Annotated in this window: 20 protein-coding genes and 1 rRNA gene; 10 read left to right on the top strand and 11 right to left on the bottom strand. The window is 43.8% G+C overall.

The features are described 5' to 3' along the window. The 3 genes from HQN88_RS27445 to HQN88_RS27435 all read right to left on the bottom strand — a co-directional run. A 16S ribosomal RNA gene (locus tag HQN88_RS27445) occupies positions 1-205 on the bottom strand; the annotation flags it as partial. A gap of 290 nt (positions 206-495) precedes the next feature. Further along, positions 496-774: a hypothetical protein gene (locus HQN88_RS27440; RefSeq protein ID WP_173118504.1), complete on the bottom strand. Its 279-nt coding sequence runs from the start codon at positions 772-774 to the stop codon at positions 496-498. Positions 775-948: 174 nt separating this feature from the next. After that, complete coding sequence (locus HQN88_RS27435) at positions 949-2,163, bottom strand: S-layer homology domain-containing protein (protein WP_173118502.1); 1,215 nt, start codon at positions 2,161-2,163, stop codon at positions 949-951. A gap of 217 nt (positions 2,164-2,380) precedes the next feature. Here HQN88_RS27435 and HQN88_RS27430 point away from each other — a divergent pair, with 217 nt between their 5' ends. The 4 genes from HQN88_RS27430 to HQN88_RS27415 all read left to right on the top strand — a co-directional run bounded on the left by HQN88_RS27430 (position 2,381) and on the right by HQN88_RS27415 (position 6,962). Then, complete coding sequence (locus tag HQN88_RS27430) at positions 2,381-4,039, top strand: FAD-dependent oxidoreductase (RefSeq protein ID WP_173118501.1); 1,659 nt, start codon at positions 2,381-2,383, stop codon at positions 4,037-4,039. Between the two features lie 154 nt (positions 4,040-4,193). Further along, positions 4,194-4,970 (top strand): DeoR/GlpR family DNA-binding transcription regulator, encoded by a 777-nt coding sequence (locus tag HQN88_RS27425; protein WP_173118500.1) that lies wholly within the window; start codon positions 4,194-4,196, stop codon positions 4,968-4,970. Then, positions 4,963-5,787 carry an HAD family hydrolase gene (locus HQN88_RS27420; protein ID WP_173118498.1) on the top strand — a complete coding sequence of 275 codons (825 nt, stop codon included), beginning with the start codon at positions 4,963-4,965 and terminating at the stop codon, positions 5,785-5,787. Before HQN88_RS27425 ends, HQN88_RS27420 begins: the two co-directional genes overlap by 8 nt. Next, positions 5,784-6,962, top strand: a complete 1,179-nt coding sequence (locus tag HQN88_RS27415; RefSeq protein WP_173118486.1) for an MFS transporter — start codon at positions 5,784-5,786, stop codon at positions 6,960-6,962. The genes HQN88_RS27420 and HQN88_RS27415 overlap by 4 nt, the downstream gene beginning before the upstream one ends. A 272-nt stretch (positions 6,963-7,234) precedes the next feature. Here the strand turns inward: HQN88_RS27415 and HQN88_RS27410 are convergent, their stop codons facing one another. From HQN88_RS27410 to HQN88_RS27400, 3 genes are all read right to left on the bottom strand, one after another. Further along, complete coding sequence (locus tag HQN88_RS27410; RefSeq protein ID WP_173118484.1) at positions 7,235-7,780, bottom strand: hypothetical protein; 546 nt, start codon at positions 7,778-7,780, stop codon at positions 7,235-7,237. A 46-nt stretch (positions 7,781-7,826) separates the two neighbouring features. Continuing rightward, positions 7,827-9,266 carry a DEAD/DEAH box helicase gene (locus HQN88_RS27405; RefSeq protein ID WP_173118482.1) on the bottom strand — a complete coding sequence of 480 codons (1,440 nt, stop codon included), beginning with the start codon at positions 9,264-9,266 and terminating at the stop codon, positions 7,827-7,829. A gap of 79 nt (positions 9,267-9,345) precedes the next feature. Further along, on the bottom strand, positions 9,346-9,924 hold the full coding sequence (locus tag HQN88_RS27400; RefSeq protein ID WP_173118480.1) for an RNA polymerase sigma factor: 579 nt from the start codon (positions 9,922-9,924) through the stop codon (positions 9,346-9,348). A gap of 234 nt (positions 9,925-10,158) precedes the next feature. Here HQN88_RS27400 and HQN88_RS27395 point away from each other — a divergent pair, with 234 nt between their 5' ends. Continuing rightward, positions 10,159-10,422 carry a DUF2573 family protein gene (locus tag HQN88_RS27395; protein WP_173118478.1) on the top strand — a complete coding sequence of 88 codons (264 nt, stop codon included), beginning with the start codon at positions 10,159-10,161 and terminating at the stop codon, positions 10,420-10,422. Between the two features lie 43 nt (positions 10,423-10,465). Here the strand turns inward: HQN88_RS27395 and HQN88_RS27390 are convergent, their stop codons facing one another. Further along, the gene (locus HQN88_RS27390) at positions 10,466-11,242 is read right to left on the bottom strand and encodes an SDR family NAD(P)-dependent oxidoreductase (protein WP_173118476.1); all 777 of its coding nucleotides are present in this window, start codon (positions 11,240-11,242) and stop codon (positions 10,466-10,468) included. Positions 11,243-11,316: 74 nt separating this feature from the next. Beyond that, on the bottom strand, positions 11,317-11,775 hold the full coding sequence (locus HQN88_RS27385; RefSeq protein ID WP_056613703.1) for a chemotaxis protein CheX: 459 nt from the start codon (positions 11,773-11,775) through the stop codon (positions 11,317-11,319). A gap of 280 nt (positions 11,776-12,055) precedes the next feature. Here HQN88_RS27385 and HQN88_RS27380 point away from each other — a divergent pair, with 280 nt between their 5' ends. Together HQN88_RS27380 and HQN88_RS27375 are read left to right on the top strand one after the other, a co-directional pair. Continuing rightward, the gene (locus HQN88_RS27380; RefSeq protein ID WP_173118474.1) at positions 12,056-13,735 is read left to right on the top strand and encodes a PAS domain-containing sensor histidine kinase; all 1,680 of its coding nucleotides are present in this window, start codon (positions 12,056-12,058) and stop codon (positions 13,733-13,735) included. Then, entirely contained in the window at positions 13,732-14,529 is a 798-nt protein-coding gene (locus HQN88_RS27375) for a TIGR01457 family HAD-type hydrolase (RefSeq protein ID WP_173118472.1), read from the top strand. The genes HQN88_RS27380 and HQN88_RS27375 overlap by 4 nt, the downstream gene beginning before the upstream one ends. 260 nt (positions 14,530-14,789) lie before the next feature. Here HQN88_RS27375 and HQN88_RS27370 read toward each other — a convergent pair whose 3' ends face one another. Further along, entirely contained in the window at positions 14,790-15,368 is a 579-nt protein-coding gene (locus HQN88_RS27370; protein ID WP_173118470.1) for a PadR family transcriptional regulator, read from the bottom strand. A gap of 13 nt (positions 15,369-15,381) precedes the next feature. Next, a complete protein-coding gene (locus HQN88_RS27365) occupies positions 15,382-16,908 on the bottom strand; it encodes an MDR family MFS transporter (RefSeq protein ID WP_173118468.1) in 1,527 nt (508 codons plus the stop codon). Positions 16,909-17,170: 262 nt separating this feature from the next. Between HQN88_RS27365 and HQN88_RS27360 the strand changes: the two genes are divergently transcribed. Both HQN88_RS27360 and HQN88_RS27355 read left to right on the top strand, forming a co-directional pair. Then, a complete protein-coding gene (locus HQN88_RS27360; protein ID WP_056613689.1) occupies positions 17,171-18,073 on the top strand; it encodes a LysR family transcriptional regulator in 903 nt (300 codons plus the stop codon). 97 nt (positions 18,074-18,170) lie between these two features. After that, positions 18,171-18,977 (top strand): histidinol-phosphatase, encoded by an 807-nt coding sequence (locus tag HQN88_RS27355; RefSeq protein ID WP_173118466.1) that lies wholly within the window; start codon positions 18,171-18,173, stop codon positions 18,975-18,977. Between the two features lie 63 nt (positions 18,978-19,040). On the opposite strand, the gene HQN88_RS27350 is transcribed toward HQN88_RS27355, so the two are convergent. After that, positions 19,041-21,356, bottom strand: coding sequence for a bifunctional diguanylate cyclase/phosphodiesterase (locus HQN88_RS27350; protein ID WP_173118464.1), 2,316 nt, complete (start codon positions 21,354-21,356; stop codon positions 19,041-19,043). Between the two features lie 224 nt (positions 21,357-21,580). Between HQN88_RS27350 and HQN88_RS27345 the strand changes: the two genes are divergently transcribed. Further along, positions 21,581-22,669, top strand: a complete 1,089-nt coding sequence (locus HQN88_RS27345) for a ParB/RepB/Spo0J family partition protein (RefSeq protein WP_173118462.1) — start codon at positions 21,581-21,583, stop codon at positions 22,667-22,669. Positions 22,670-22,793 lie beyond the last annotated feature (124 nt).

Genomic DNA, 22,793 nt, shown 5'->3' with positions numbered 1-22,793 from the left:
TGTTTTATGATTCTCTCATGCGAGAAAACCAGTTATCCGGTCTTAGCTATCGTTTCCGATAGTTATCCCAGTCTTAAAGGCAGGTTACCTACGTGTTACTCACCCGTCCGCCGCTAGCTTACCCCGAAGGATAAACCCGCTCGACTTGCATGTATTAGGCACGCCGCCAGCGTTCGTCCTGAGCCAGGATCAAACTCTCCATAATAGTGGACGATTGCTCGTCCTATTTGAAAAAGCTTAATTGCTCATTTGAAGCTAGCGAGATTATTAATCTCATTTAAAGTCACTTTCGTGACTGTGCTTACTCACTCGTTGTTCAGTTTTCAAAGATCAATTTCTTTCTTTTCCCAACTCGCTCTCACGAACAGGAATTACAATATAGCATATTCACCCATCCAAATGCAAGCTTTATTTCTACATATTTCGATGAAATTTGCAGCCCGTTTTGGCCGGACCAGTAATATACCACGGGATTTTGGATTATGCAACACCTTTTTAAAAAGAATATCGATTCAACTCTTGCACCACAAGTTCTTGCTCAAATTGCTCCTTCAATGAATCATTGCTCGGAGAAGTAGAAAGTTCAATTTCCTTAAACTCACGAATTAGATTCTGTATATCATGAAGATTACCCTGTTGCACAAAGTGTTCTGTCTGATTAATGACATGGAACGCCATGGCCTGATACGCATCCGTAAAACTTTGATCCACACCCTCAGCACCTCGATAATCCGCATAATACCTTTTGAACGTATCCATTAAACTTTCTTCCATCCTAACCATCTCCTCTCCTGATATAGCATAGTTTCCCATTATCTTACCAATTTATACAATTTATCGAGCAACGAACAACAAGCTCCCTGCGAATTATGCAAGGAGCCTGTTGTGTGAATCTAACCTTTTTCATCTCTTTATATATCTCTATAGTAAGAATGCAACTTATTAGCTTTATTTAACGTCAATTGTAGTAACGGATTGATTTTGACCTTTAAGCTGAACCACGTGACCTGCTGAGAAGTTAGCAAGGTTACCTGTCAAATTGAAAGTCGAAGATACATTATATGTAGTTGATTGATCAACTCCATTGATATTTTGTTTGATTGTGATTGTTGCAATTTTACCTTGAGCGTTAATTGTTGTTGCAGTCAATGTACCCAAGATGTCGAAAGAAGTGTTTACAGGCGCATTACCTGTTACTTCTACGAATACAACAGTATTGTTGAATGTACGTACTTTAACTGTATCACCAACAGCAATTTCAGTAGGGGCAACCTTCACACCATTACGCAAAACGAAAACATCTGGGTGCAAGTTATACACAGTCGTTGTGCCATTTTTAGTTAGGGAAAGAACATTGTTGTACACAGCTGTGTTTACAGTTCCTGAATTTGAGTTTTGATCTTGGCCAGGTAATTGCTCGTTCGTACGATCTAGAAGAGCTGCCAATTGTGCACGTGTTACGCTTTGATTAGGTTTGAAGGTATTATCTTCAAAACCGTCGATTAAACCTTTATCAACCGCTACTTTCACATAACCTACGGATCCAGCTGGAATTTGTTTAGCATCCTTAAATGTAAGTGTGCTCGTCATGTTTGCTTTTGCTTCTGCTTCCAATTTCAATGCTTTCACTAGAAGAGTAGTTGCCCATAGACGGTTTGCATCTTCATTAGGTTTAACGCTGTCATCACTTTCTGTGAACAGGTCGTTCTCAAGGGCTACTGCAACATAACCTACTGCCCATGCAGGAATTTTGTCAGCATCTTTAAAGTTCAATTTTGTTTGCTTTTCAGCATCGGACTCGGCTTGCTCACGCAATCCCATTAGACGAACAGCAGCTGTAATCGCTTCAATACGAGTTACTGTTTTCTCTGGTTTGAAGCTTCCATCTTCATATCCTTCAAAAACACGCTTGGACGCTAGGCTTGCAATGTAACGCATTGCCCACTGTGAATTTTTCATATCGTTGAAATTAATGTTAATTGTTACGTTTCCATTAATAACATTTTGTGTATAGCTCGTATTATTTTTAGATCCATTGTTATTATTGCCTTTACCACGATCATCGTTTTTACTTCCATTTGCAAATGCGGCAGTTCCGCCACCTGCTACCATAGTTAGAACAAGACCAGTTGCTACGAATTTTTTCATTAGGTTTTTTTTCATTTTAAAATCTCCCTTAGTCATTTTATGGTTTATACATAAGATTAAGATGGAGCCTTCGCGAAGGGTTCCTGGTTATGCTACAAGGATTCGCCAATGCTTGTCAGTTTTTGGGGGTGCAGGTTGTAAAACTTTCAGAATCAATTCTCAAAGTCTATTAAATCCACCCTGAAACTGCTAAAATGAAGACCATAAAGTTTAACGCTAAAGGAGCTTGTGTATGCGCTTACGAAACCCGCGAGTTGGGCTCGCTATTGCTCTGGCTGTCCTCTTAATTGTTGTTTCAGCCTTCTCATTCAGCAAGATTTGGTTCAAGCAAGGAAGCATGAACGTAACCGCGGTAGCTCCGACTGTTACACATCAAGATACAACTCCTCAAGTGAGTGAAGTACCTTCATCCGTACCCAATCAAGATACGAAAATAGCGAGCGCTGCCACATATCCAACTGAAAACGTAGATGTTGTTGTAATTGGTAGTGAGCTTGAAGGTCTCTATTTGGCCCGCGCTGCCATGGATGAGGGCCTCAAAGTGAAAATATTAGATCCCCATCAAGCCTTCGGCGGTCAGATCCTTCAAAGTCAGATGTTGTTTCTAGATGAAACACGAGATGAACAAGGACATTTACTCGTACAGGGCCGCGCTAAAGAACTATTCGATGGCTTCCGAAACGCTAAGATTCGAAAACTTTCTGAATTCACGACATATATGGACAAGTTAAGTAAAGATATCCCGATTGAGTCAGGCATCACGATTCAAGAGGTTGAACAAATTCAAACACCTGATTTTATGCACAAAATCCCATCCATCCTATATAAAACCAATAAAAATGAAATTAAGAAAATTACGGCCTCCTATTGGGTAGATAACAGTGATTTTGCCGCATTAATAAGCCGCTTAGAAACCAAACGTCTTCCAGGTCTTGAGAAATTTTATGGTCAAAAAGACATTGAGTACATGAGTGCAGGCATGATGATGAAGTTCAAAAATGTAGATTGGAAGAAGTTTAATACAACCTTCAACGCACTAAAGCCTGAGGAAAGATCGAAGCAATTCGGCGGTGGAAGTGTCAGTGAAAGTTTTGCCATTGGACTTAGCGGCATGACCAAGGCGTATCATCCTTCTAATGATCGTGTTTTCCTAAGAGGTTTGAATGCCGTAAATCAACGTGATGGCGAAGTCCTCATTAATGCGTTGCTCGTCTATACCGTGGATCCTGCCAAGCTGGCATCTGTGCAAGAAGCGGTCTATTTGGGAAATAAGGAAACAGCCCTGATCTTGCAGCATTTCCGAAAAACATTGCCAGGTTGGGAGAAAGCTGAATTAGGCGAACTGCCGACTTACCCTTATATTAGAGAATATAATCACTATGAAATGGACTACACCCTAAAACCATCTGATCTCCTCGCTGGCACGATGTTTTGGGACAATGTCAGTATTGGCGGTTATCCGCTTGATCTCCAAGGTACGAGTGCCAACAAATGGGGAATTGAGATGGGACGCCCTGACAAATACGGCATGCCGCTTCGCAGTTTTTTACTAAAAAATTATGAAAATGTTATAGCAGCAGGAAAAAATGTTGGTTCCTCCGCGATCGCATACGGCAGCACACGCATTCAGCCCAACACGAGTTTGGCAGCAGAGTCCATTGGTGTCATCTTAGGCCAGCTTCATGGTAAGCAAAAAATTCGGGAAATTAAACCCGAAGACATGCTGAAGCTCCAATCGTACTTAGCTACTCGTTATCAAATCAAGTTAACTGGCGTTACAGGAACCAACAAAATCGCAGGTTGGAATGATGAGGAAATTCGCAAACTGGATACTGGTGAAATCACTTATCCCAGCTATGTTCAAACACGTAAAAAACCAGCCGTTAAATGACCAATGGGTAGTATCGACCGTGTCCTCGTTCAAGTAACGAGTGAGCACGGTTTTTTCTTTTCAAAAAAGGATTGAAAGCCACGCAACATGCGTATACAATAAGCAATATACTTATATTCACTTACAAATACTTAAGTAAAAGAGGTAATCATCCTTGTTTCAAGAAGAACGACTCTTTTCCATCCTTGAATACTTAAAATCAAATAAGCGTATATCCGTAGATCTGATTTGTGAGCTCTACGAAGTTTCTCGCGATACGGCTAGACGGGATATGGTCAAATTAGAGGAGCAAGGATCCATTGTTCGTACGCGAGGTGGAGCCATTCTTCCCACGCTCTCTAAAGAAGTCGGCAATTATGATCAGCGTCTTCAAGAAGAATCCTCTTCTAAACTAACGATAGGCAGGAGAGCAGCTACACTCGTTCAAGATGGCGATTATCTGATGATGGATGCTTCTACTACTGTTCTGCATGCAGCCACTGCCTTGGCCTCCAAAAACAACATTGTCATCACAAGTTCGATTGAAACAGCCGCTATTCTCACCCGCAAGGATGGCATTACGATTCATATGCTCGGCGGTGTGCTAGATAATAAGCACCATAGTGTCTACGGGGCTAAAGCGATTGAAATGTTAAACGAGTATCACGTCGATAAGCTTTTCATTGGCACATGCGGCATTTCCGAAAATGGGTTATCCGCCCCCAATGAAGAGGATTGTTATTTAGTAAGAGCGATGATGGAGCATGCTGATCAAGTGATTGTACTCGCAGATCATTCCAAATTCGGCAAGCGTCTGTTCCATCATGTCGTAGGATTTGAAAGCATAGATATTCTGGTTACGGATCAAGCGCTGAGCGAGGAAATGAAAGAGCGATTATTAGCAAGTGAGGTTGAAATTGTACTAGCAGGGGGAGAAGAACAACATGATTAAACTAATCGTTAGCGATCTGGACGGCACGCTGCTTGACCATCATAAGAAAGTCAGTGAACGGGAGCTGAAAGCTCTACAACAAGTGAGAGACGCTGGAATTACGCTTTGTCTAGCCTCAGGTAGAATGAATTCGGAGATGCAGAAAGTACTTCTAGATATCGATCATCAAGCTTATTCTGTTTCCCAAAATGGTGCTTTCATTCATTTGATGGATGGTGCGCTTCTGCAAGCGAAGTTATTCGAGCCTTCCATCGCTCATCGCGTGTATCAGCTCATCGAAGCTTTCGATGTAGTTAAGTTTATTTGCTCCGGAAGTGCCAATTATATTGAGCGCTTAAGTCCCGCTTCCGACGAAATTCAGAAGAGAATGTTTGAACCTTTTATAGTCAAAAGCGAGATCGAACAATCCCTGAAGGATGCATTTCCAACTTGTAAATTCTCACTATTCGGGCAGGTTGACGACTTACTTGAGATCAAGACATTGTTGGAAAAAGAACTTTCTGACCAATTGGACATCTACATGGCTGATACAGATTGTCTCGACATCATGCCTCATCAAGTTTCCAAAGGCAGCTCTCTCCTTACGCTTATTGCACATTTGGGATTAAAACCAGAAGAGATCGCATGTTTTGGAGACTCCTTTAATGATGTCTCGATGTTCGGTATTACACCCCATAGCTTTGCCATGCATACTGCTCATTCGGATGTGAAGAAGCATGCCGCGAGTACGGTGAACTCTGTTTCCGAAGCGATTGCCCATGTTTTGGCCCATAATGACAAACATACGATAGAACGTAAAGGAAGCGCCGCATTATGAAAAGATTATTAATTATGGGCTGCCTCTCCTACTTACTAACAGGATGCACGCACGTCATTTTCGGCGCAGTGTTGCCTGAACTACTAGCCCATTATGGTCGAAGCTACAGTGGCGGAGGGTTACTGGTCTTTTTGCAATTTGGAGGTTTTATGCTAGGTGTGCTTGCAATGCCTACACTCATTCGTCGTATTTCTCGTCGAAGTACGATTACAATGGCGTTTTGCTTCTTATTTGTGGCCATGCTTGCCATTGGCTTATTGCCACCTTGGCCGATGGTTATCGGGTTCACTTTCCTAGCAGGTATCTCCTTCGGACTTGTGGAGTCCAGCATCAGCACCTTCATCCTTATGGCTGCCAAAGATCAACAGGCAGTTGCTTTCAGCAAGCTGGAGGTATTCTTTGGACTCGGCGCCTTGTTCATGCCACTTGTATCCAGTCTTCTTATTGCAAATGGGTTGTGGAAATTCGCCTTCATGCTGCTCGGACTAAGCGCACTTGCAACCGGAATCATCTGGTCAAAGCTGTCCTTAGGCGAACATGATGAATTACTTGCACATAAAGCGGATCGTTCTCATAAAACAGATCGAGTTCCTGTACTCTCAAAAAAATCGTTCGTTTTTTTATGCTTGCTTATGACCGTCTTCTTCTTGTATTGCGGTATGGAAAATACGATTGTAAACTTCTTACCTTCGATCTTTAAGGACCAGTTGCAGGCTTCAAGCTCTGTCTCTACACTTGGTGTGACCGCTTATTGGTTAACCATGGTCGTTGGTCGCTTATTTGCAGGAGCGTTGGCTGAGAAGATGACCTACTTCAAATATTTAGCTTTCTCATTTGCTTTAAGCTTGATTACCGTAATGGTATGGTTGTTCAGCACGAATTTATGGAGCAGTTTTGCCGTAATTCTCTTGCTTGGCTTATTCATGTCAGGTATGTTCGCCGTTGCCCTTATTTATGCGAATCAACTGTTGCCTGGACGTACGGAGCAAACGACGAGTGCGCTCATTGCCGCTGGTGGTTTAGGCGGAGCCATCCTGCCGCTTGGGGTCGGTTGGGGGATGGATCACATCCATGTAGGCGTCTCGATCTGGTTTGTACTGATTAGCATGTGTGTTGTGTTTGGCATTATTATGTATACACGTAAATGGCAAGTTCCTGTGTTGCGAGCCAATTAACTGGATAAACTGCTGCTATTTTTTCAAGTTTTCGCTCCAAATTCCAATTAGATGGAAAATATGTAGGTAATTTTCGCCAAAACGACCAAACTAACCATTTCGGGGTAAATTAGCTGCATAAAATCCATCTACTTGCTAAATTTCCGTTAATCTAGTGAAATACACTGTAGAAATTACAGCTATTGTGCCAGACGGGGTGTAGTGGGTAGAGAACACTCCAAAAAGCAAGAGACCCTTCACAACCACTTAGGTGGCAGGAAGGGTCTTTCATGTTACTGAAATGGCTTTAGTTGTACGAGAATGGCATTGTCTTCAAACACCACATTTTTAATACCAATTAATTTAGGTAAGTAGGATTGCAGTGGAATTTCAATCGGAGCTAGTTGAAGCCAAGCACTTGGGAGCTGCCAGTTTCGAATCTGCGTACTCACATGCTGGATGACCAAGTTAGGTGGATCCCATGCCAATGTGAATGTCGCATGAGCACCGATCGGTAGCCGATCGTGCCACCTTACGTTTACATCCGCCTCAACCATGGCGCCCTGCAGATTCAACTCTGCACCTTCCATCCGAAAATCATGCGGCAATGCGCTGTGCGAGGCTAGCTGCTTCTTCAACAAATGATTGACTTCCTCTTCCGAAAGCCGCACGTCCAGCTTTCGGGAGAGGATCATTTCTGCAATTTTGTTGCTTATGGCGATCTCTTTATACTGTAGATCCAGCGACTTCGTTGGTTTCACATACTGAATGATGATGAGTAGCATCACCACAGCGATGACAACCAACATCAAGAGTGTGATTGTAACTTTCTTCAGCATGCTCTTACACCCCGCAGATCATGAGTAGACTTCGCAAGGAAGCGAGCTACTCTTCTTTATTCTGCTGCTTCTCTTTCAACCAGCGCGGAGCGCCCTTGCTCTTGCGATCGCGCTCGCGTTGCGCTTTGCTGACGGCCTTGCCTGCGGCGGCCGTCTTCCCTTGTGCTGCCGGCTTCGCCGGAGCAGCGCCCTGCTGGCCGCGCGCGTCTGGCGCCGCGGCACTTACAGACACCGCGCCCGCAGGCGCGGCAGCCTCACGCGCGCCGGCGGAGCCGCTGCGCGAAGGTGCTGCGCTTGGGCGCGCGGCTTCACGGCGGCTGCGCATCGTAGCCGCACTGCGGTCTTGGGCCGGGTCAACCAACCGGCCCTCGTACATGGCTTTCGGCTCAATCGTGATGCCGAGCTGCTTCTCGAATTTCTCAATGATGAAAAGCTCTCTCGAGGTCACGATAGAGATCGAAGTTCCCTCACGGCCCATCCGGCCTGTCCGACCTACACGGTGAAGATAATACTCCGCATTCGTCGCCACATCCAGATGGAAGACGTGCGTCACACCTTCAATATCAAGACCTCTGGCAGCAACGTCCGTCGCCAATAATAATTGGAATTTCCCTTCACGGAAATTACCCATGACTTTGGCTCGATCCTGCTTGCTCGCTTCACCATATAAAGCTTCAACAGAAAGCCCGACATATTGAAGCTTGCCAACGACTTGTGCAATATCATCAGTCACATTAATAAAGACAATTGCTGAAGTTGGCTTAATCATCCGAACAAGTCTACGGAGGGTGTCGATCTTTTCACGTTCCTGACACACGACATAGTGATGCTCCAACGTTTCAGCGGTACGCTGGGAAGGGTTAATTTTGATAATAACCGGATCTTTCAGCCATCTGCCTGCTGCTTGCTCCGTACTTTGAGGAATTGTTGCCGAGACAAACACCATTTGACTTGTGCGAAGCATACCTTTAAGTACAGCTTCCACATCCTGCATAGAGCCAAGTTCAAACACTTGGTCAACTTCATCAACAATGCCCATTTTCACATGATGCAGCGTAAGTTTGCGAACTTTCATTAACTCCAGCAAACGTCCAGGCGTTCCAACAACGATATGCGGATGAAGGCGCAGCTTCTCAATCTGTCTGGCAACTGCCGCTCCGCCGATTAGGGATTGTGAACGAATAGGTCCCCCGCTCGTCAATTTCTCAATTTCCTGCATGATCTGCATGCCCAACTCTCGTGTAGGAACAATGACCATGACTTGCAATTGTTTCTGAGTGGGATCAATTCGCTCCAAAGCAGGCAGCAAATAAGCTAATGTTTTGCCTGTTCCCGTTTGGGATTGAATAATCGCGTCTTTACCCTGCAAGAGAACTGGAATACCTTCCGCTTGAATCGGCGTTGGCTCACCAATCCCTAATTCTTGTAATTTATCTAAATAAGTCTGTGCAATCTGCAGCTCTTCGAAACTCGTGCTCAATACCATATACCCCTTTTCTCTTCCAACCTCATCCCCATATTATATGCTAGAGTGCTTCAGCAAACAAATATGTAGACACCAAACTCTATCTATCTGATCCCCATTCATCCAAAAACTTCTGTTTAATGGCATCCCGTGCCCGAAAAAGCCTTTGTCGCACAACCCCTTCGGTTACACAAAGTTCACTAGCCATATCTTTATAAGATAAATTATGTATCCATTTCATGGCGATAATCTGTCTATAGGAAGGATTAAGTTGATTGATATAAGCAATAACAGCTTCTCTCATGACTTTCATTTCAACTTCTACATCTGGCGAACCCGAATAATCCGAAGTTGGGGCGGACTCCTTTAAGGAGAAAAGCACCTCTGTCTCGAGTTCATCACGATTACGTCTATGTTTGCGCAAATGATTCAGCGTTACATTCCGCGTAAGTCGCTTCAGCCAGCCCTCATATTTATCAATTTCCGTTAATAAAGGGGCTTTGTGAACTGCACGGAGAAAGGCTTCCTGAATAATGTCCTCTACGGCAGCATGATCTCTTAAAATAAAATTAATCATTGGATAAACGAGCAAGTAAAATTCTTTATAAATCTGTTCCTGCATGCTCGTATCTAATGTGTTAAAGTCGCTGTTAAATATTTCTTTCAGTGACTTCATCATATTCCCCCCTAGCCTACAGGTAAAAAGATCTAAAGTGTATCTACCTTATTTTAGGTTAAAAAGGGGGAGTAAACAATCGTTACTGCTAAAAAAAATAGGAAAAATTTTCCCTTAGCAATAGGAAGCGATTGCATGGAAGAGGGGAATGCTTCGGAACCTTTTGACAGCCTCTTCTTCATCCTTTAAACTAAAAGTGCTCCATTTACTCTATTTCCATCCGAAGGGATGACGTGCATGCCTACCGATTTTGAAAACGATTTTAACACATTGGTCGCCAAGACTGCGGAACTTATTACAGGTGATACATCCCCAGAAATGATCGAGAAAATCAAAATATGGGCTTTCTTTAACCATGTTCATAAAGCACTACCTGCACTTGCCTCCCATTGGAATCAATCTCATCCTGAGGGCAAAGCAGAAATGCGAAAGATTTTCGAAGAAATCCGCGCACTCAATCAAGCGAAGCAAGCAGCAAAGTCTGATCCGGCTGAAACGTAGAATAGGTACAGAAAAAGCGACCCCCATGTGACTGGGAGCCGCTTTATTTTTTATTCATGATACCCGACGCCAGTTTATTAAAAAGGCGAGGAAACAAATGAAATAATTTAATCCCGACACCCGCTACAAAAGGCAGGTTCTTCTCTGGAATGTTTTTCTCGATGGCATGAATCAGCTCTTTGACTACTTTTTCGGGCTTTAACATAAACCAAGCGATGTTCTTGACATAATTACCGGTCGGATCCGCCTTGTCGAAAAATGGTGTCGCAATCGGACCTGGATTAATCGCTGTCACGGATACCCCAGATTTCGCTAATTCCATCCGCAAACTATTCGTAAATCCTAGTACGGCATGCTTGGTTGCCGAATAGGCTGTTGATTTGGCAGAGCCAATTTTACCTGCCATTGAGGCAACATTGACGATATGGCCACTACCTGCCTTTAACATATGCGGAAGGACTGCCTGCGTGCAACGTACGAGCCCCAGATAATTCACATCCATCATCTCTTCAAAATGAGCAAGAGGCGCTTCCGTAAATGCTTCAAATATGCCATATCCAGCGTTATTAATCAGTATATCAATTCGCCCAAACTCGGCGATGATGCGACTTACAACGCCATTTACCTCATCTGTATTCGTAACATCCATAGCGTATACAGCATGTTGCCCCGGCAAGCTTGATGCAATTTGTTTCAACATGTCCGTTCGCCGTGCTGTCAACACAGGTATAGCGCCTTTCGCTGCAAATTGCTGCGCCATCAACGCTCCAATCCCACTTGAAGCACCTGTAATCAAGACAACCTTATTCTTGATTTCCAACCACTTCCACCCCCTTCTACGCACAAAAAAAATGGAGCTACCATCATACTGGTACTCCAACGTTCTTACTTATATTACGTAATTAACACTTGAATGTCTAGTTCGCCAATGCCATCCATAATTAAAGGAATGGTTAATGCTCTCTTCGGCACAAATCCTGCTGCCGTTGCAGATTGGACTAACTTCGGTGGTGTAATGTCTACCCGAACGCCTTGGTTAAAGAGCATCGTGCTCGCATTGCCACTAATCATATTGCCCAGTTCAGAAATGGCACTCTTTCCCATTTCATCCATTTCAGTAATGACGAATCCACCCATCATGGCAGAAACCATTTTCAAAGCAACATCTTCAGCCAAGCCGAATACGACGTCGCCTTCCATTTGTCCAGTCATACCAATTTGGATCCAGATATACTTTTCCACAAATTTGACGTCTTTAATGCCGAGCTGCCCTGTCGTTGGGCGAATGTTAGCAACTTGCTCGATGACGATTCTAGCCGACTCCAAAAAGGGATTAATGTACTCAGCCTTCATAGCTCCGCTCCGATCTCATTTGTGAATAAGTTCCACAGAAAAACGACCTTTTTCAACATTATACATAATATTTTAGGACAAGTATACTGTCAATTTAACAAAAATAGTTCCATCTACTCAGATACACGCCACATTTCTGCCTTCATACTTAAATTGTCGAAACCTGGTATATAAACGCTACAAAATAATTAAAATGCAAATACAATGGTAAATTATACAAAATAATAACTATTCCTGTTAAACTATGAAAGAGAATCTAAAAAAGGAGAGATGAGAGTCAATGACGATGAACCCCCCTCCTGTAAGTACACGAAAATTCACAATCTACCTGATAGGCGGCATAGCGATCATCAGTATTCCTTTATTTTATTTGCAACACTTATCTTTTTTTCAACATAACCTCATGGCAAGCATCACTCTCGATTGTGGGATGTTCGTCGTATTAATGTTACTCGCCTTATTCGTAATAAGGTTACTCAAGCGACGTGAAGCCAGTATTTCGGAATCTGCGGAGCGATATAAATCACTTTTCGACAACCATCCTGATTCCATCATTTCCTTTAGTTTGGATGGTGATATCCTTTCTTCGAATCATGGACTTGAAAGCTTGCTCGGATTGGGTGAAGAATCCTCCAAATCAGCCTCATTTCTTCCAATGATCCACCCTCCTGATCTACTCAAAACGCTGCACCACTTCCAAGTGGCTTCAGAAGGAATGCCCCAAAATTTCGATGCTTCATTCTTACATCAAAATGGATACCCTATCCCTTCTAATGTAACTTTTGTTCCCACTAAGGTGGGTAACCAAATCGTTGGGGTTTATGCTATTCTGAAAGATTTGACTGAGATCAGGGAGCAGAAGAAAGAAATTGATAAGCTCTACAAACAAAATCAACTCATTCTCAATTCGGTTTCGGAAGGCATTTATGGCATTGATACGAATGGACGCACCATTTTCTGGAACAAGGCCGCGGAAGCCATTACCGGTTGGAAAGTGGATGAAATGTTAGGTAGACGCATACATAACTTAATTCGACCGCTTCATGAGGATGGGACTTTTGTCATACCGGAGGAAAACACGACAGTCAATACAATGCTTCAACGTGAAGGTGCAATATTGAATGAAGACCTGTTCTGGAAAAAGGATGGAGCCAGTTTTCCCGTTGAGTACATGTCCAGTCCCATGCTTGATGGGGGTGGCCAGCTGCTAGGTACCGTCATTACATTTAGTGATATTACGGAGTTGAAGAAGACGCAGGAGTTGCTTATTAAATCCGATAAGCTGTCTGCTGTTGGACAATTGGCTGCTGGTGTTGCACATGAAATCCGCAATCCGCTGACCGCCTTAAAAGGATTCCTCAAGCTGCTCAAAACAAGCTCTGCCAAGGAGCAATATTACATTGAAATTATGCAAAAAGAACTACAGCGTATAGAATTTATTGTGAATGAGTTTTTGTTTGTTTCTAAACCACAGGCTACCCACTTCGTTACTAGTACGTTATACACGATCATCATGAGCACTGTCGAGCTACTTCAGCCTCAAGCACTGCTCTCTAATATCGAAATTGAAGCAGAGGTAGATTCTGGGCTTCCGCCTGTAACGTGTGATGAGAATCAAATCAAGCAGGTCTTTATTAATATTATGAAAAATGCCATAGAGTCAATGGAGCAAGGTGGAAATCTGCGAATTCATGCAGAGCTGAAAGGTTCAGGCAATCAAATTCTTGTTCGCTTCGTGGATCAGGGCTGTGGTATTGCGCCTGAACGCCTCCCCAAACTTGGGGAACCCTTCTATAGCACTAAGGAAAAAGGAACTGGACTAGGACTGATGGTTTGTTACCGAATCATTGAAGCGCATGGTGGATTCATGAAAATTAGCTCTAAACTTACGGAGGGTACGATCGTCGAGATCACGCTGCCCACAACAACTTACCTATCTAAAGGAGAAGCAACAGGATGAACGGATTTCTAATCGATCTAGATGGCACACTTTACAGAGGGCACGAGCCTATCCCTGGTGCCGCTGCTTTCTTGCAATGGCTCCAGCAGGAGCAATTGCCTTACCTCTTGGTGACGAATAATTCGTCCCGCACCCCAGAACAAGTTGCCGAGCATCTGCAAGCGCTCGGCATGGAGGTACCCGCGGCAGCCGTCTATACGTCTTCACAGGCGGCTGCGCAGTACTTGACCGAGCAGCGCGCTGGTCAGCGCGTGCATATGATCGGCGAAGACGGCCTGCGGATTGCTTTGAACGCAGCCGGCTTCGCACTAGAGGAGACGACGCCGGATTACGTCGTCCAGGGCATTGACCGCAGCTTCACCTACGGGAAGCTGACGGAAGCGGTCCGCCATCTGAAACATGGCGCGACCTATGTCTTAACCAATCCCGACCGGATGCTTCCGTCGGATGGAGGGCTTATGCCAGGGGCGGGCTCCCTGGCCGCTTCGATCACCGCCGCCTCCGGCGTAGAGCCGGTGGTGATCGGTAAGCCTTCGCCGATCATTATGGCGTATGCCATTGAGCGGCTCGGTCTGCCTGCCGCCGATGTCTGGGTCATCGGCGATAACGTGCACACCGATATCCGCGGAGGTGCGATGGCGGGGTGCCGCACTGCTCTTGTGCTGACGGGCGTTGCGACGCCAGACAATGTGCACGAGCAGCTGGCGTCGGCTGGTTTGACGCCGGACTTGGTCTGCACGGATTTACCGCATTTCATAGCGCAGCTGAATTTGTTATCGTCACCGACCAAGTAAGAGATGACTACTGTACAGTTGCATTAATCCGATTTTGCTCAATTAAACCTAGGATTTCCGTTTAAGTATAGCCATTAATCCGATTTCGCCGAACTAATTACCCATATTCCTCTTGTGGGAGTCATTAGATGCGATTTAGTTAGGCTATTTCGGACTAATTAAGTTTTAATACCGCTGAAAGTGAAATTAATTCGTTAATTTCGGACTAATGAAAAAAAGCACTACCTTGTTCGACAAGGTAGTGCTTTTTTCAATTTGCTTCACTCGATCCGATCCCAATTCACATCGAGCTCCGTATTTCTTTCCTGCAGCCTGCCATCTCGAGCATCCTGCTGCAGTTCTTCTAGCCATTTTAACTCGGTAAAAGCACGTTTATAGCTGCCAACCAACATTTGCAAAACAACTCGTGGAACAATGTTCAAATGCTCGTTGTACAAACTTTTCATCTTGTTCATGATCATTTTTTGTTCCAAAATTTTATGTTCAAGAATATCGGCAATCTTAGCTTGGTCGCCATGAACGGTAAATGGCAGTGCCACATAGAGCGGATGATAATGTTTAATCTCTTCATGCAATTGATGAGACAACAGTTCTTGAAATTTTTGCTTACCAGCTTCCGTAATTTGATAAATGGTTTTCTCGGGGCGATTCGTATCGCGCACGACTTCTAATGCTTCTACATGACCATCCTTATGCAGTTGATCCATGGCATAGTAGAGCGAGCCGTCTTGCAGCTTCATATAATTCGTCATGCCGCGATCTTTCATCGTTTGACGAATCTCATAGGTATGCCGATTGGCTTCCATTAATAGTCCGAGAATGACCAGCTTCATCGACATGTGTGTTAACCTCCTAGTGTCCTACTGGTACATCTCCTTTAACAGGCGCTTTACCAACTTCTAGTTTAGCATTTCCCATCAATAAAATGAACGCAAGACCTAGTATAGCTAAGACAATCGTGGTTTGGAAAACAACGGCAATCGAATCAGCCAACGCGGTTAGGAGCTTATGCAGTACCTCTTTAGGAATATTCGCTCTCACTTCAGGTTGAAGCAGCATACGTGCATCCTGGAACTTCTCTGCCATAGCTGGATCATTGAGCGATGTTGTGATCTTGTCTTTTAATGCATTGACTTGAATGCTCCCGAATATCGCTACTCCAATAGCAGAACCTACGGAACGGAAGAAAGCAACTAAGGATGTTACTGTACCCCTGCGACGGAAATCCACTTTGTGAAGTGCCGACATCGACGTGATCGGGAAACAAGCGCCAATACCTAGTCCGAGAATAATCATATAAGTCGTGATTACCCATCTCTCCGAATCAATGGAAATACCGCCAAGCAGCGATGTCGCCAACAGCAGAAGAGCGACTGATACTAATAGCACATTCCGATAAGAGAATTTACCGATAAAGCGACCGCCTAATGCACTACTTACGACGACACCTAGCATCATAGGAGTTAATGTCGAGCCAGCCGATGTCGCAGAACCTTCGAATACGCCTTGGATAAACAAGGGAATGTACGTCCCCGCCGATATGAGAACCGCTCCATAAGCAAAGCTAACTCCCATGCTGGATGTAAACAACCGATTTTTGAACAAATCTAATGGTACAATGGGCTCGGCTGCGTTTTTCTCAATAAAAATAAAACCTGCTAACAGCACGACGAATCCTGCAAATAACCCAATAATCTGCATCGAACCCCACGCATACTCTTTGCCGCCAAACTCCAATGCGAACATCAGTGAAACGATAGCTGCCGTTAATACAACCGTACCGCCCCAATCAATCTTAGCCTTGCTATGTTCCACGGACTCGTGATACGAGAAAATAATCATAATCAGAGAAATAATGCCTAATGGTAAATTGATAAAGAAAATCCATTCCCACGTCACATGATCTGTGAAGTATGCCCCGATAATAGGCCCAAGCACACTGGATAATCCGAATACTGCGCCGAATAAGCCTTGCATTTTACCCCTTTTCTCTGGAGGAAAAATGTCAAAAATAATAGCAAAGGTAATCGGCATCAGCGCACCGCCACCAATACCTTGTATTGCACGGTAGATGATCAACTGTGTCATTGACGTCGCTGTTCCACATAACGCAGAGCCAATCATAAAGACGACGATCCCGATAATGAAAAATAATTTGCGGCCATACATATCTGAAAGTTTACCGAAGATGGGCATTGCCGCCACATTGGCAATCAGATAGGCCGAGAACACCCAAACAAATTGGCTGAAGCCGCCCAGCTTAGAGACAATCGTTGGCATCGCTGTCGATACAATCGTCTGATCTAGAGAAGCCAGCAAGAGCCCTAGCATTAAGGCTACAACCGTTACGGTCGGATTTGATTTACGTGATAAAGACATACGTAGAGTCTCCTTACTCGTTATGTTTTAAATTACATAAATTATTATATTCAAATTTGAGTATTTTGAAAAGATAATTTTGAGTCACTCTCTTTCATACATCCGTAGCTTGTACTCTGTGACTCTCAATTATCCTGTCTTGTTGCCTAGTCAGCACTTCCTATCATATAATAAAGTAAGAAAAGGTTTTTATGTCCTTTACAATTTCGATAAATTTTATTTGTACCTTTGATCTTACATCTAACTTGCAGGAGGTAATCTGATGAATATGAACCAGTTAGAAACCCTGCTCACCATTTCTAAGACGATGAGCTTTCGTAAAGCTGGTGAAATTCTAAACTTGACCCAACCTGCCGTTTCCGCGCAAATAAAAAGTCTTGAGGATGAATTCGGTACGATTCTCATTGATCGTAATCAGCCTGTTACTTTAACAGATAGTGGAAAGCTTTTCTTGGAGCATGCGGAAAAAATATTACGGATCACCAGTGACCTGAAACAGCGTCTTTCGGATCTAAGTCAAACCCCTCAAGGTCATATCCATATTGGCACAACGACTTCCATTGCCATGCAGATCTTGCCGAGGGTCCTTTCCTATTTCCAGGATCAATTCCCGCTGATTAAAACGACCATTCATTCCATGACCTCTTCTCAGATCATGACATCCGTGGAAAACGGTCATATCGATATTGGGATCACGTATTTGTTTGAGAAGAATCCAGCTTTGGAGACTTCTGTGCTTTACTATGATAATTTTGAACTCATCGTTTCCACGCACCATCCGCTTAGTCGTTTCACACATTTATCTATCGAGAAGCTTAGAAATATTCCATTTATCATGCTTTCCCCAGAAACTGCAGGTCGACGCTTCGTCGATCAAATCTTCAAATCCTATGATGTCTCGCCTCATATTGTCATGGAGTTGTCTAGCAGTGAGGAAGTAAAACGCATGGTAGAGTTAAATCTAGGTGTTGCGATCATATCCAAAATGTCTGTTGCTGATGAACTGCGACATGGCTCATTGAAGATGGTAAAAGTGAACGAACTGGATATTACCCATCCAGTAGGCGTAGTATATAAGTCAGGAAGATACTTGAATTCTGCCATGCAACAATTTCTTCGCGATCTCAAAGGAATGCCTGAAACACAATTTATTGGTTCAGAATAGCATAAACTTCCCCCACAAAGTGACGAATGCCTTCGCAGGTTATTCTTAATACTTTGCGGGGACCCCGGAACTATCAATATTTTTAGGAGGACTTGCTGTGAAATTCGATCTACATACGCATCATGAGCGATGCGGACATGCGCAAGATACCATACGTGACTATATTGAGGCAGCCATTGCAGCTGGCCTTCAAGTAATTGGCATCTCAGATCACTCTCCATACTTTGGAAGTTCCGAAGATCATGCACAACCTGCTATCGCCATGGCAAAAAGTGAATTTCCCCGCTATATTGAGGAAGTACTTCAACTCAAACAAGCGTATGCGAGCAAAATTAATGTTCTTTTGGGTGTCGAGTCTGATTATTTCCCAGAGCACGTGGAGATTTATAAGCAAGAATACGCAAAGTATCCGTTCGATTACATCATTGGCTCCGTTCATCTATCCGGAGGCGTGAGCATCTTCAATCGCAACAGATGGAAGAAGTTGAACGAAGCTGAGCATGTTGAGCACAAGGAAGAGTATTATCGTCTGATTGCTGAATCCGCTCGATCGGGAATGTTCCAAATTCTTGGACATATCGATGCAATGAAAGGCTTCTACCCTGCCTTCTCCGATATTGCGACACCAAAGGTCGATGAGACTTTAAAAATCATCGGAGAATCCGGTGTTGCCATTGAAATTAATACGTCAGGCAAAACGAAAGATGTTGGCGGCTGGTACCCCTCCCATGAAATTCTAGAACGTGCGCTGCATTACGGGGTTGAGGTTACTTTCGGTTCTGACGCCCATGTTCCTAGCCGCGTTGCTGACGATTGGGAAGAAGTTCAGAAAACCTTGAAAGAAATTGGCTTCCAGCATTGGGTCTATTTCGACAATAAACAGAAGCAAATTGTCCCGCTATAGTGAACTTTTTCTTTTCTCAAATACCAAAGAGGTGCCCTTAGTCAAATGGCACCTCTTTGGTATTTATATATCATAGGTATGAAAAGGCTTTGCTCCTAAGAATGCCAATTTTTCATGCAGCTCTTCCTTCAAAATGGCTTGCAACAGTTCGGGTTTCATCGGTTTATAAAAATAATAGCCTTGGATGTGATGGCATCCATTCTCCACCAAGAAGTCCGCTTGTTCTTCCGTCTCTACTCCCTCAGCAATCATGTGCAGCCCAAAAGCATTCGCCACAGAAATGATAGCTTTAATCATAGCGCGATCCTTGCCATCGGTTTGAATACCGCGAACAAACGACTGATCCAGTTTAATCTTCGTAACGGGGAACCTTTTCAGATAACTTAGAGACGAATAATGCGTACCGAAATCATCCACGGAAATGGAGATTCCTAATTGGCGAAGCTTATTCAGAACGCCCATCTGTTCGTCCTGCATCGCTACATTCTCCGTGATTTCCATCTCTAAGTACCGCGCTTCCAGTCCCGTCTCTTCCAGAATGGCCATAACCTTATCCACAAACCGTTCATCATGCAACTGTTTGACAGAAATATTAACGGAAATCGTCAGCGGTTCATTTGTTTGATCATGCCAAAGTTTCATCTGAGAGCAAGCGCCGCGGAGCACCCATTCGCCAATCACGTCAATAAGTCCTATTTCCTCCGATACGTGTATAAAATCGGACGGCGAAATGTAACCTTTCGTCGTATGATTCCAACGTAAAAGTGCTTCAACACCCGTAATTGCCCCTTTCACGCAATCAACCTGAGGCTGATAAACAATTTCAAGCTCATTACGATCCAGCGACTGCCGGAGATGGTTCTCCATTTCCAACTTCGAAATCGATAACATCTCCATCTGCTGATTGAAGAAACAAAAGGAACTGCCACTTTCTTTCTTAGCCATATACATGGCGATATCGGCATTTTTGAGCAGTGCATCCCACGTCTCACCGCCATACGGATACTGCACTATACCTATGCTCGCATTAATAAAAAAAGCGCGATTCGCCAATATGCAAGGCGGTTTCAAGACAGCAATGAGTTGCCGACAGAAGCTTTGAATCTCAAGCTCACTTGCGCAATTCTCCAACAAAATTGCAAATTCGTCCCCACCAAATCTAGCAAAAGTATGGAATGCCAAATTGGATTGCTGGATGCGATGAACAACCTCTTGCAGCATATAGTCCCCCATATGATGCCCATGTGAATCATTGACCATTTTAAAGTTATCCAGATCAAAGAAAAGGACGACTAGCGAAGTACCCTTCCTCTCATTATTAGTAATTTGCTCTTTCAGAATCATTTGAAAATGTGCGCGGTTATGTATCCCTGTCAGTACATCATGGTAGGCCATATAGGACAACATTTGCTCAGATTCCTTCATCCGCTCCGTGGACTTCTGAAGCTCCTGCTGACCTGCAATCAGTTCTTCATTGACTGCTGTCAAATCTTCATTCGCGATCTGCAGCTCTTGAGTACGCTCATTCACAGCTTCACTGAGTCGATCACGTTGTCGAATGATATAGATAATGAAGAATAAACCTAGAAATAAAACGAGAAGTATGGCACAACGAATAATAAGCATTTGATTATTGATCGTTTGTACCGCGTTGGCGGGAGGCGTCGCTGCAAGTTCCCATTTCGTATCCTGAAGATCGATTACTGAGATCAAAGGGGACTGAAAGAATGTTTCATTTTCCCCGTAAAATGCTGCCATGCCTGGACTTCGAATCGCCATCCTTGGCCCTTCAGAATCATCATCCTTGATCCCTGCTTCAATAAGTAACTTGTCCATGTTAATGGCAACAGAGACGAAGCCCCAGAAAACGCCATCTTGAAAAAGTGCTTTGCGAGCGACCAAACCTTGCACACCTTGAAGCAGCATAAAGGGACCGTCGGTCGTCATTTTTTTTGTTTGCAGAGCTTGATAGACTTGCGTCTGAACATTCAATCGAGGATCATGCAAGAGATCCCAATTTATAATGTCCTCATTCCCTTTCGGGGGATAGACGTAATTCATAACCCCATGTGGTGCAATCACAACATTAAAGGCAGACGCTTGCGAACCTGCATATAAAGCTTCCATATAAGCATGAATCTCTTGTTCATTTTTGTCTTGCAAATAGCCCGCGCTAACAAAGGCCTCTAAACTTACCATCAAATTGAAATTACGATTAATGACAGACTGTAAGGCAACAGCTTTGGCAGACAATTGAGCAGCCTCCGTGCTTTGCAGTTCATTCAGCAGCGATTTTTTATAAGTGGTGAGAACCGATTCCGTTGAGGTAAACAGAATGACAAAGATGAGGGATAAGAAGAAATACTGCATTTTGTTCATAGGTCTCTCCTCCCAAATTTGACTTGAAACAGGAACATTATTCGACATATTTCTCTATTATTTCATCTCCTCTCCCTTACTGGCAATACATTTATTTGCCTTCGGACTTGTCTACCACGTCCCTTCCAATCCCTTCCAAATCCTTTCTATTGAATTGGCGTTCCCACACTTTCATCCTTGATATATAATTAGACATATGACCCTGAACGAATGGAGATATGAAGATGGACATACATAACATTCCTATGCATCTCATTGACGAGGACACGGACCAGCCCCGCTACCAGTTCGATGAAGAAGCACTGCAAGAATTAATGAAAAGCATTGGGGAAATTGGTTTACTCTCTCCGATCAAAGTACGTACAACCGCCAACAACCGATATAAGATCATTTATGGCAATCGCAGATATAAAGCTACCAAAATGCTCGGGCTTCCAACCATATCTTGCATCGTGTCAACGGTAACGGATGAGATGGAAATCTATCTGGAGCAGATTGCTGAAAATCTAACGCGAGAAGGCTTCTCTCCCATTGAGGAAGCCGAGGCCTTTCATAAGCTTATGCATGATGCGAAATTCAGCTCATCTATCAAATATCTTTCTGGCAAGCTAGGTAAACCGGAAGCATATATCAAAAATAAGTGTGAACTGCTTAAGTTTGGAAACTCCGTTAAGAAACTTATCGTAGGCGGCACAGAGATTCGCAAAGATAAACTTACGGAGGATCAATTATTGCCTCTGAAGGATCTGCCCATGGAGCATCGTGATCCCCTAGCCTTAATCATGGCAAGGGATGAAATGCCTGTCAGTGATGTGAAGAAAATTGCCAAGATGTTTAAAGATAAAGACATCTCTGACAGAATCAAGGGACAACTGCTCTATAAATCAGGACCAGAACTAATCGAAACCTGGTCTACCTTTCAGAACAATCGGGCTGAACGAGCGAAGCCAATCGCTGCCAAGACACCTGCTAAAGCTGAGAAGATACGAGTTGACGTTCAAGAAGTTGACGTTCCTGCGCAGAATTCAAAGGTTAACACTGTGGGGCTACCAGTTGAAGCTAAGCTAGCTGTACCGCAAGCTGTTGATACAGATGTTGCTGCTGCTGCCGGATCGCTGTTACAAGCTAGGCTTCAGCAGTTGCTTCATACGATTCCCGCTCCACCTACTTCTAGCGAGCTGCAGCACCAGCAGAATGGGATGAACGAGCAACAAAGAGAGCAGTTCTCTCAAGATGTCTCGGCGTTAGTGGAACAGTTGGAGAAGCAATTGGAAGCTTGGAGAACGGTTCAAAGCCTAGCTGTCTCTCGTTAAAATTAACTTACACCGTATGTGATTCGTGTTATTCCAAGTGAGGAAAACACGGGCTGCATGCGGTGTTTTTATATGCTTGTTCAAATCGGTAGGCTCTCCGAACTCTGCGAAGGTTCGCTGCTCA

This window comes from Paenibacillus qinlingensis, assembly GCF_013204845.1.
In the GTDB taxonomy this organism is placed as follows: domain Bacteria; phylum Bacillota; class Bacilli; order Paenibacillales; family NBRC-103111; genus Paenibacillus_E; species Paenibacillus_E qinlingensis.
Note: the sequence above shows the minus strand (reverse complement) of the source record. Positions and strands in the feature narration are given on the sequence as shown.

Excerpts from the sequence above, each read along its gene's own strand:
- HQN88_RS27440 (WP_173118504.1), bottom strand. The coding sequence starts at position 774 with ATGGAAGAAAGTTTAATGGATACGTTCAAAAGGTATTATGCGGATTAT.
- HQN88_RS27435 (WP_173118502.1), bottom strand. The coding sequence starts at position 2,163 with ATGAAAAAAAACCTAATGAAAAAATTCGTAGCAACTGGTCTTGTTCTA.
- HQN88_RS27430 (WP_173118501.1), top strand. The coding sequence starts at position 2,381 with ATGCGCTTACGAAACCCGCGAGTTGGGCTCGCTATTGCTCTGGCTGTC.
- HQN88_RS27420 (WP_173118498.1), top strand. The coding sequence starts at position 4,963 with ATGATTAAACTAATCGTTAGCGATCTGGACGGCACGCTGCTTGACCAT.
- HQN88_RS27415 (WP_173118486.1), top strand. The coding sequence starts at position 5,784 with ATGAAAAGATTATTAATTATGGGCTGCCTCTCCTACTTACTAACAGGA.
- HQN88_RS27410 (WP_173118484.1), bottom strand. The coding sequence starts at position 7,780 with ATGCTGAAGAAAGTTACAATCACACTCTTGATGTTGGTTGTCATCGCT.
- HQN88_RS27405 (WP_173118482.1), bottom strand. The coding sequence starts at position 9,266 with ATGGTATTGAGCACGAGTTTCGAAGAGCTGCAGATTGCACAGACTTAT.
- HQN88_RS27400 (WP_173118480.1), bottom strand. The coding sequence starts at position 9,924 with ATGATGAAGTCACTGAAAGAAATATTTAACAGCGACTTTAACACATTA.
- HQN88_RS27395 (WP_173118478.1), top strand. The coding sequence starts at position 10,159 with ATGCCTACCGATTTTGAAAACGATTTTAACACATTGGTCGCCAAGACT.
- HQN88_RS27385 (WP_056613703.1), bottom strand. The coding sequence starts at position 11,775 with ATGAAGGCTGAGTACATTAATCCCTTTTTGGAGTCGGCTAGAATCGTC.
- HQN88_RS27380 (WP_173118474.1), top strand. The coding sequence starts at position 12,056 with ATGACGATGAACCCCCCTCCTGTAAGTACACGAAAATTCACAATCTAC.
- HQN88_RS27375 (WP_173118472.1), top strand. The coding sequence starts at position 13,732 with ATGAACGGATTTCTAATCGATCTAGATGGCACACTTTACAGAGGGCAC.
- HQN88_RS27370 (WP_173118470.1), bottom strand. The coding sequence starts at position 15,368 with ATGTCGATGAAGCTGGTCATTCTCGGACTATTAATGGAAGCCAATCGG.
- HQN88_RS27365 (WP_173118468.1), bottom strand. The coding sequence starts at position 16,908 with ATGTCTTTATCACGTAAATCAAATCCGACCGTAACGGTTGTAGCCTTA.
- HQN88_RS27360 (WP_056613689.1), top strand. The coding sequence starts at position 17,171 with ATGAATATGAACCAGTTAGAAACCCTGCTCACCATTTCTAAGACGATG.
- HQN88_RS27350 (WP_173118464.1), bottom strand. The coding sequence starts at position 21,356 with ATGAACAAAATGCAGTATTTCTTCTTATCCCTCATCTTTGTCATTCTG.
- HQN88_RS27345 (WP_173118462.1), top strand. The coding sequence starts at position 21,581 with ATGGACATACATAACATTCCTATGCATCTCATTGACGAGGACACGGAC.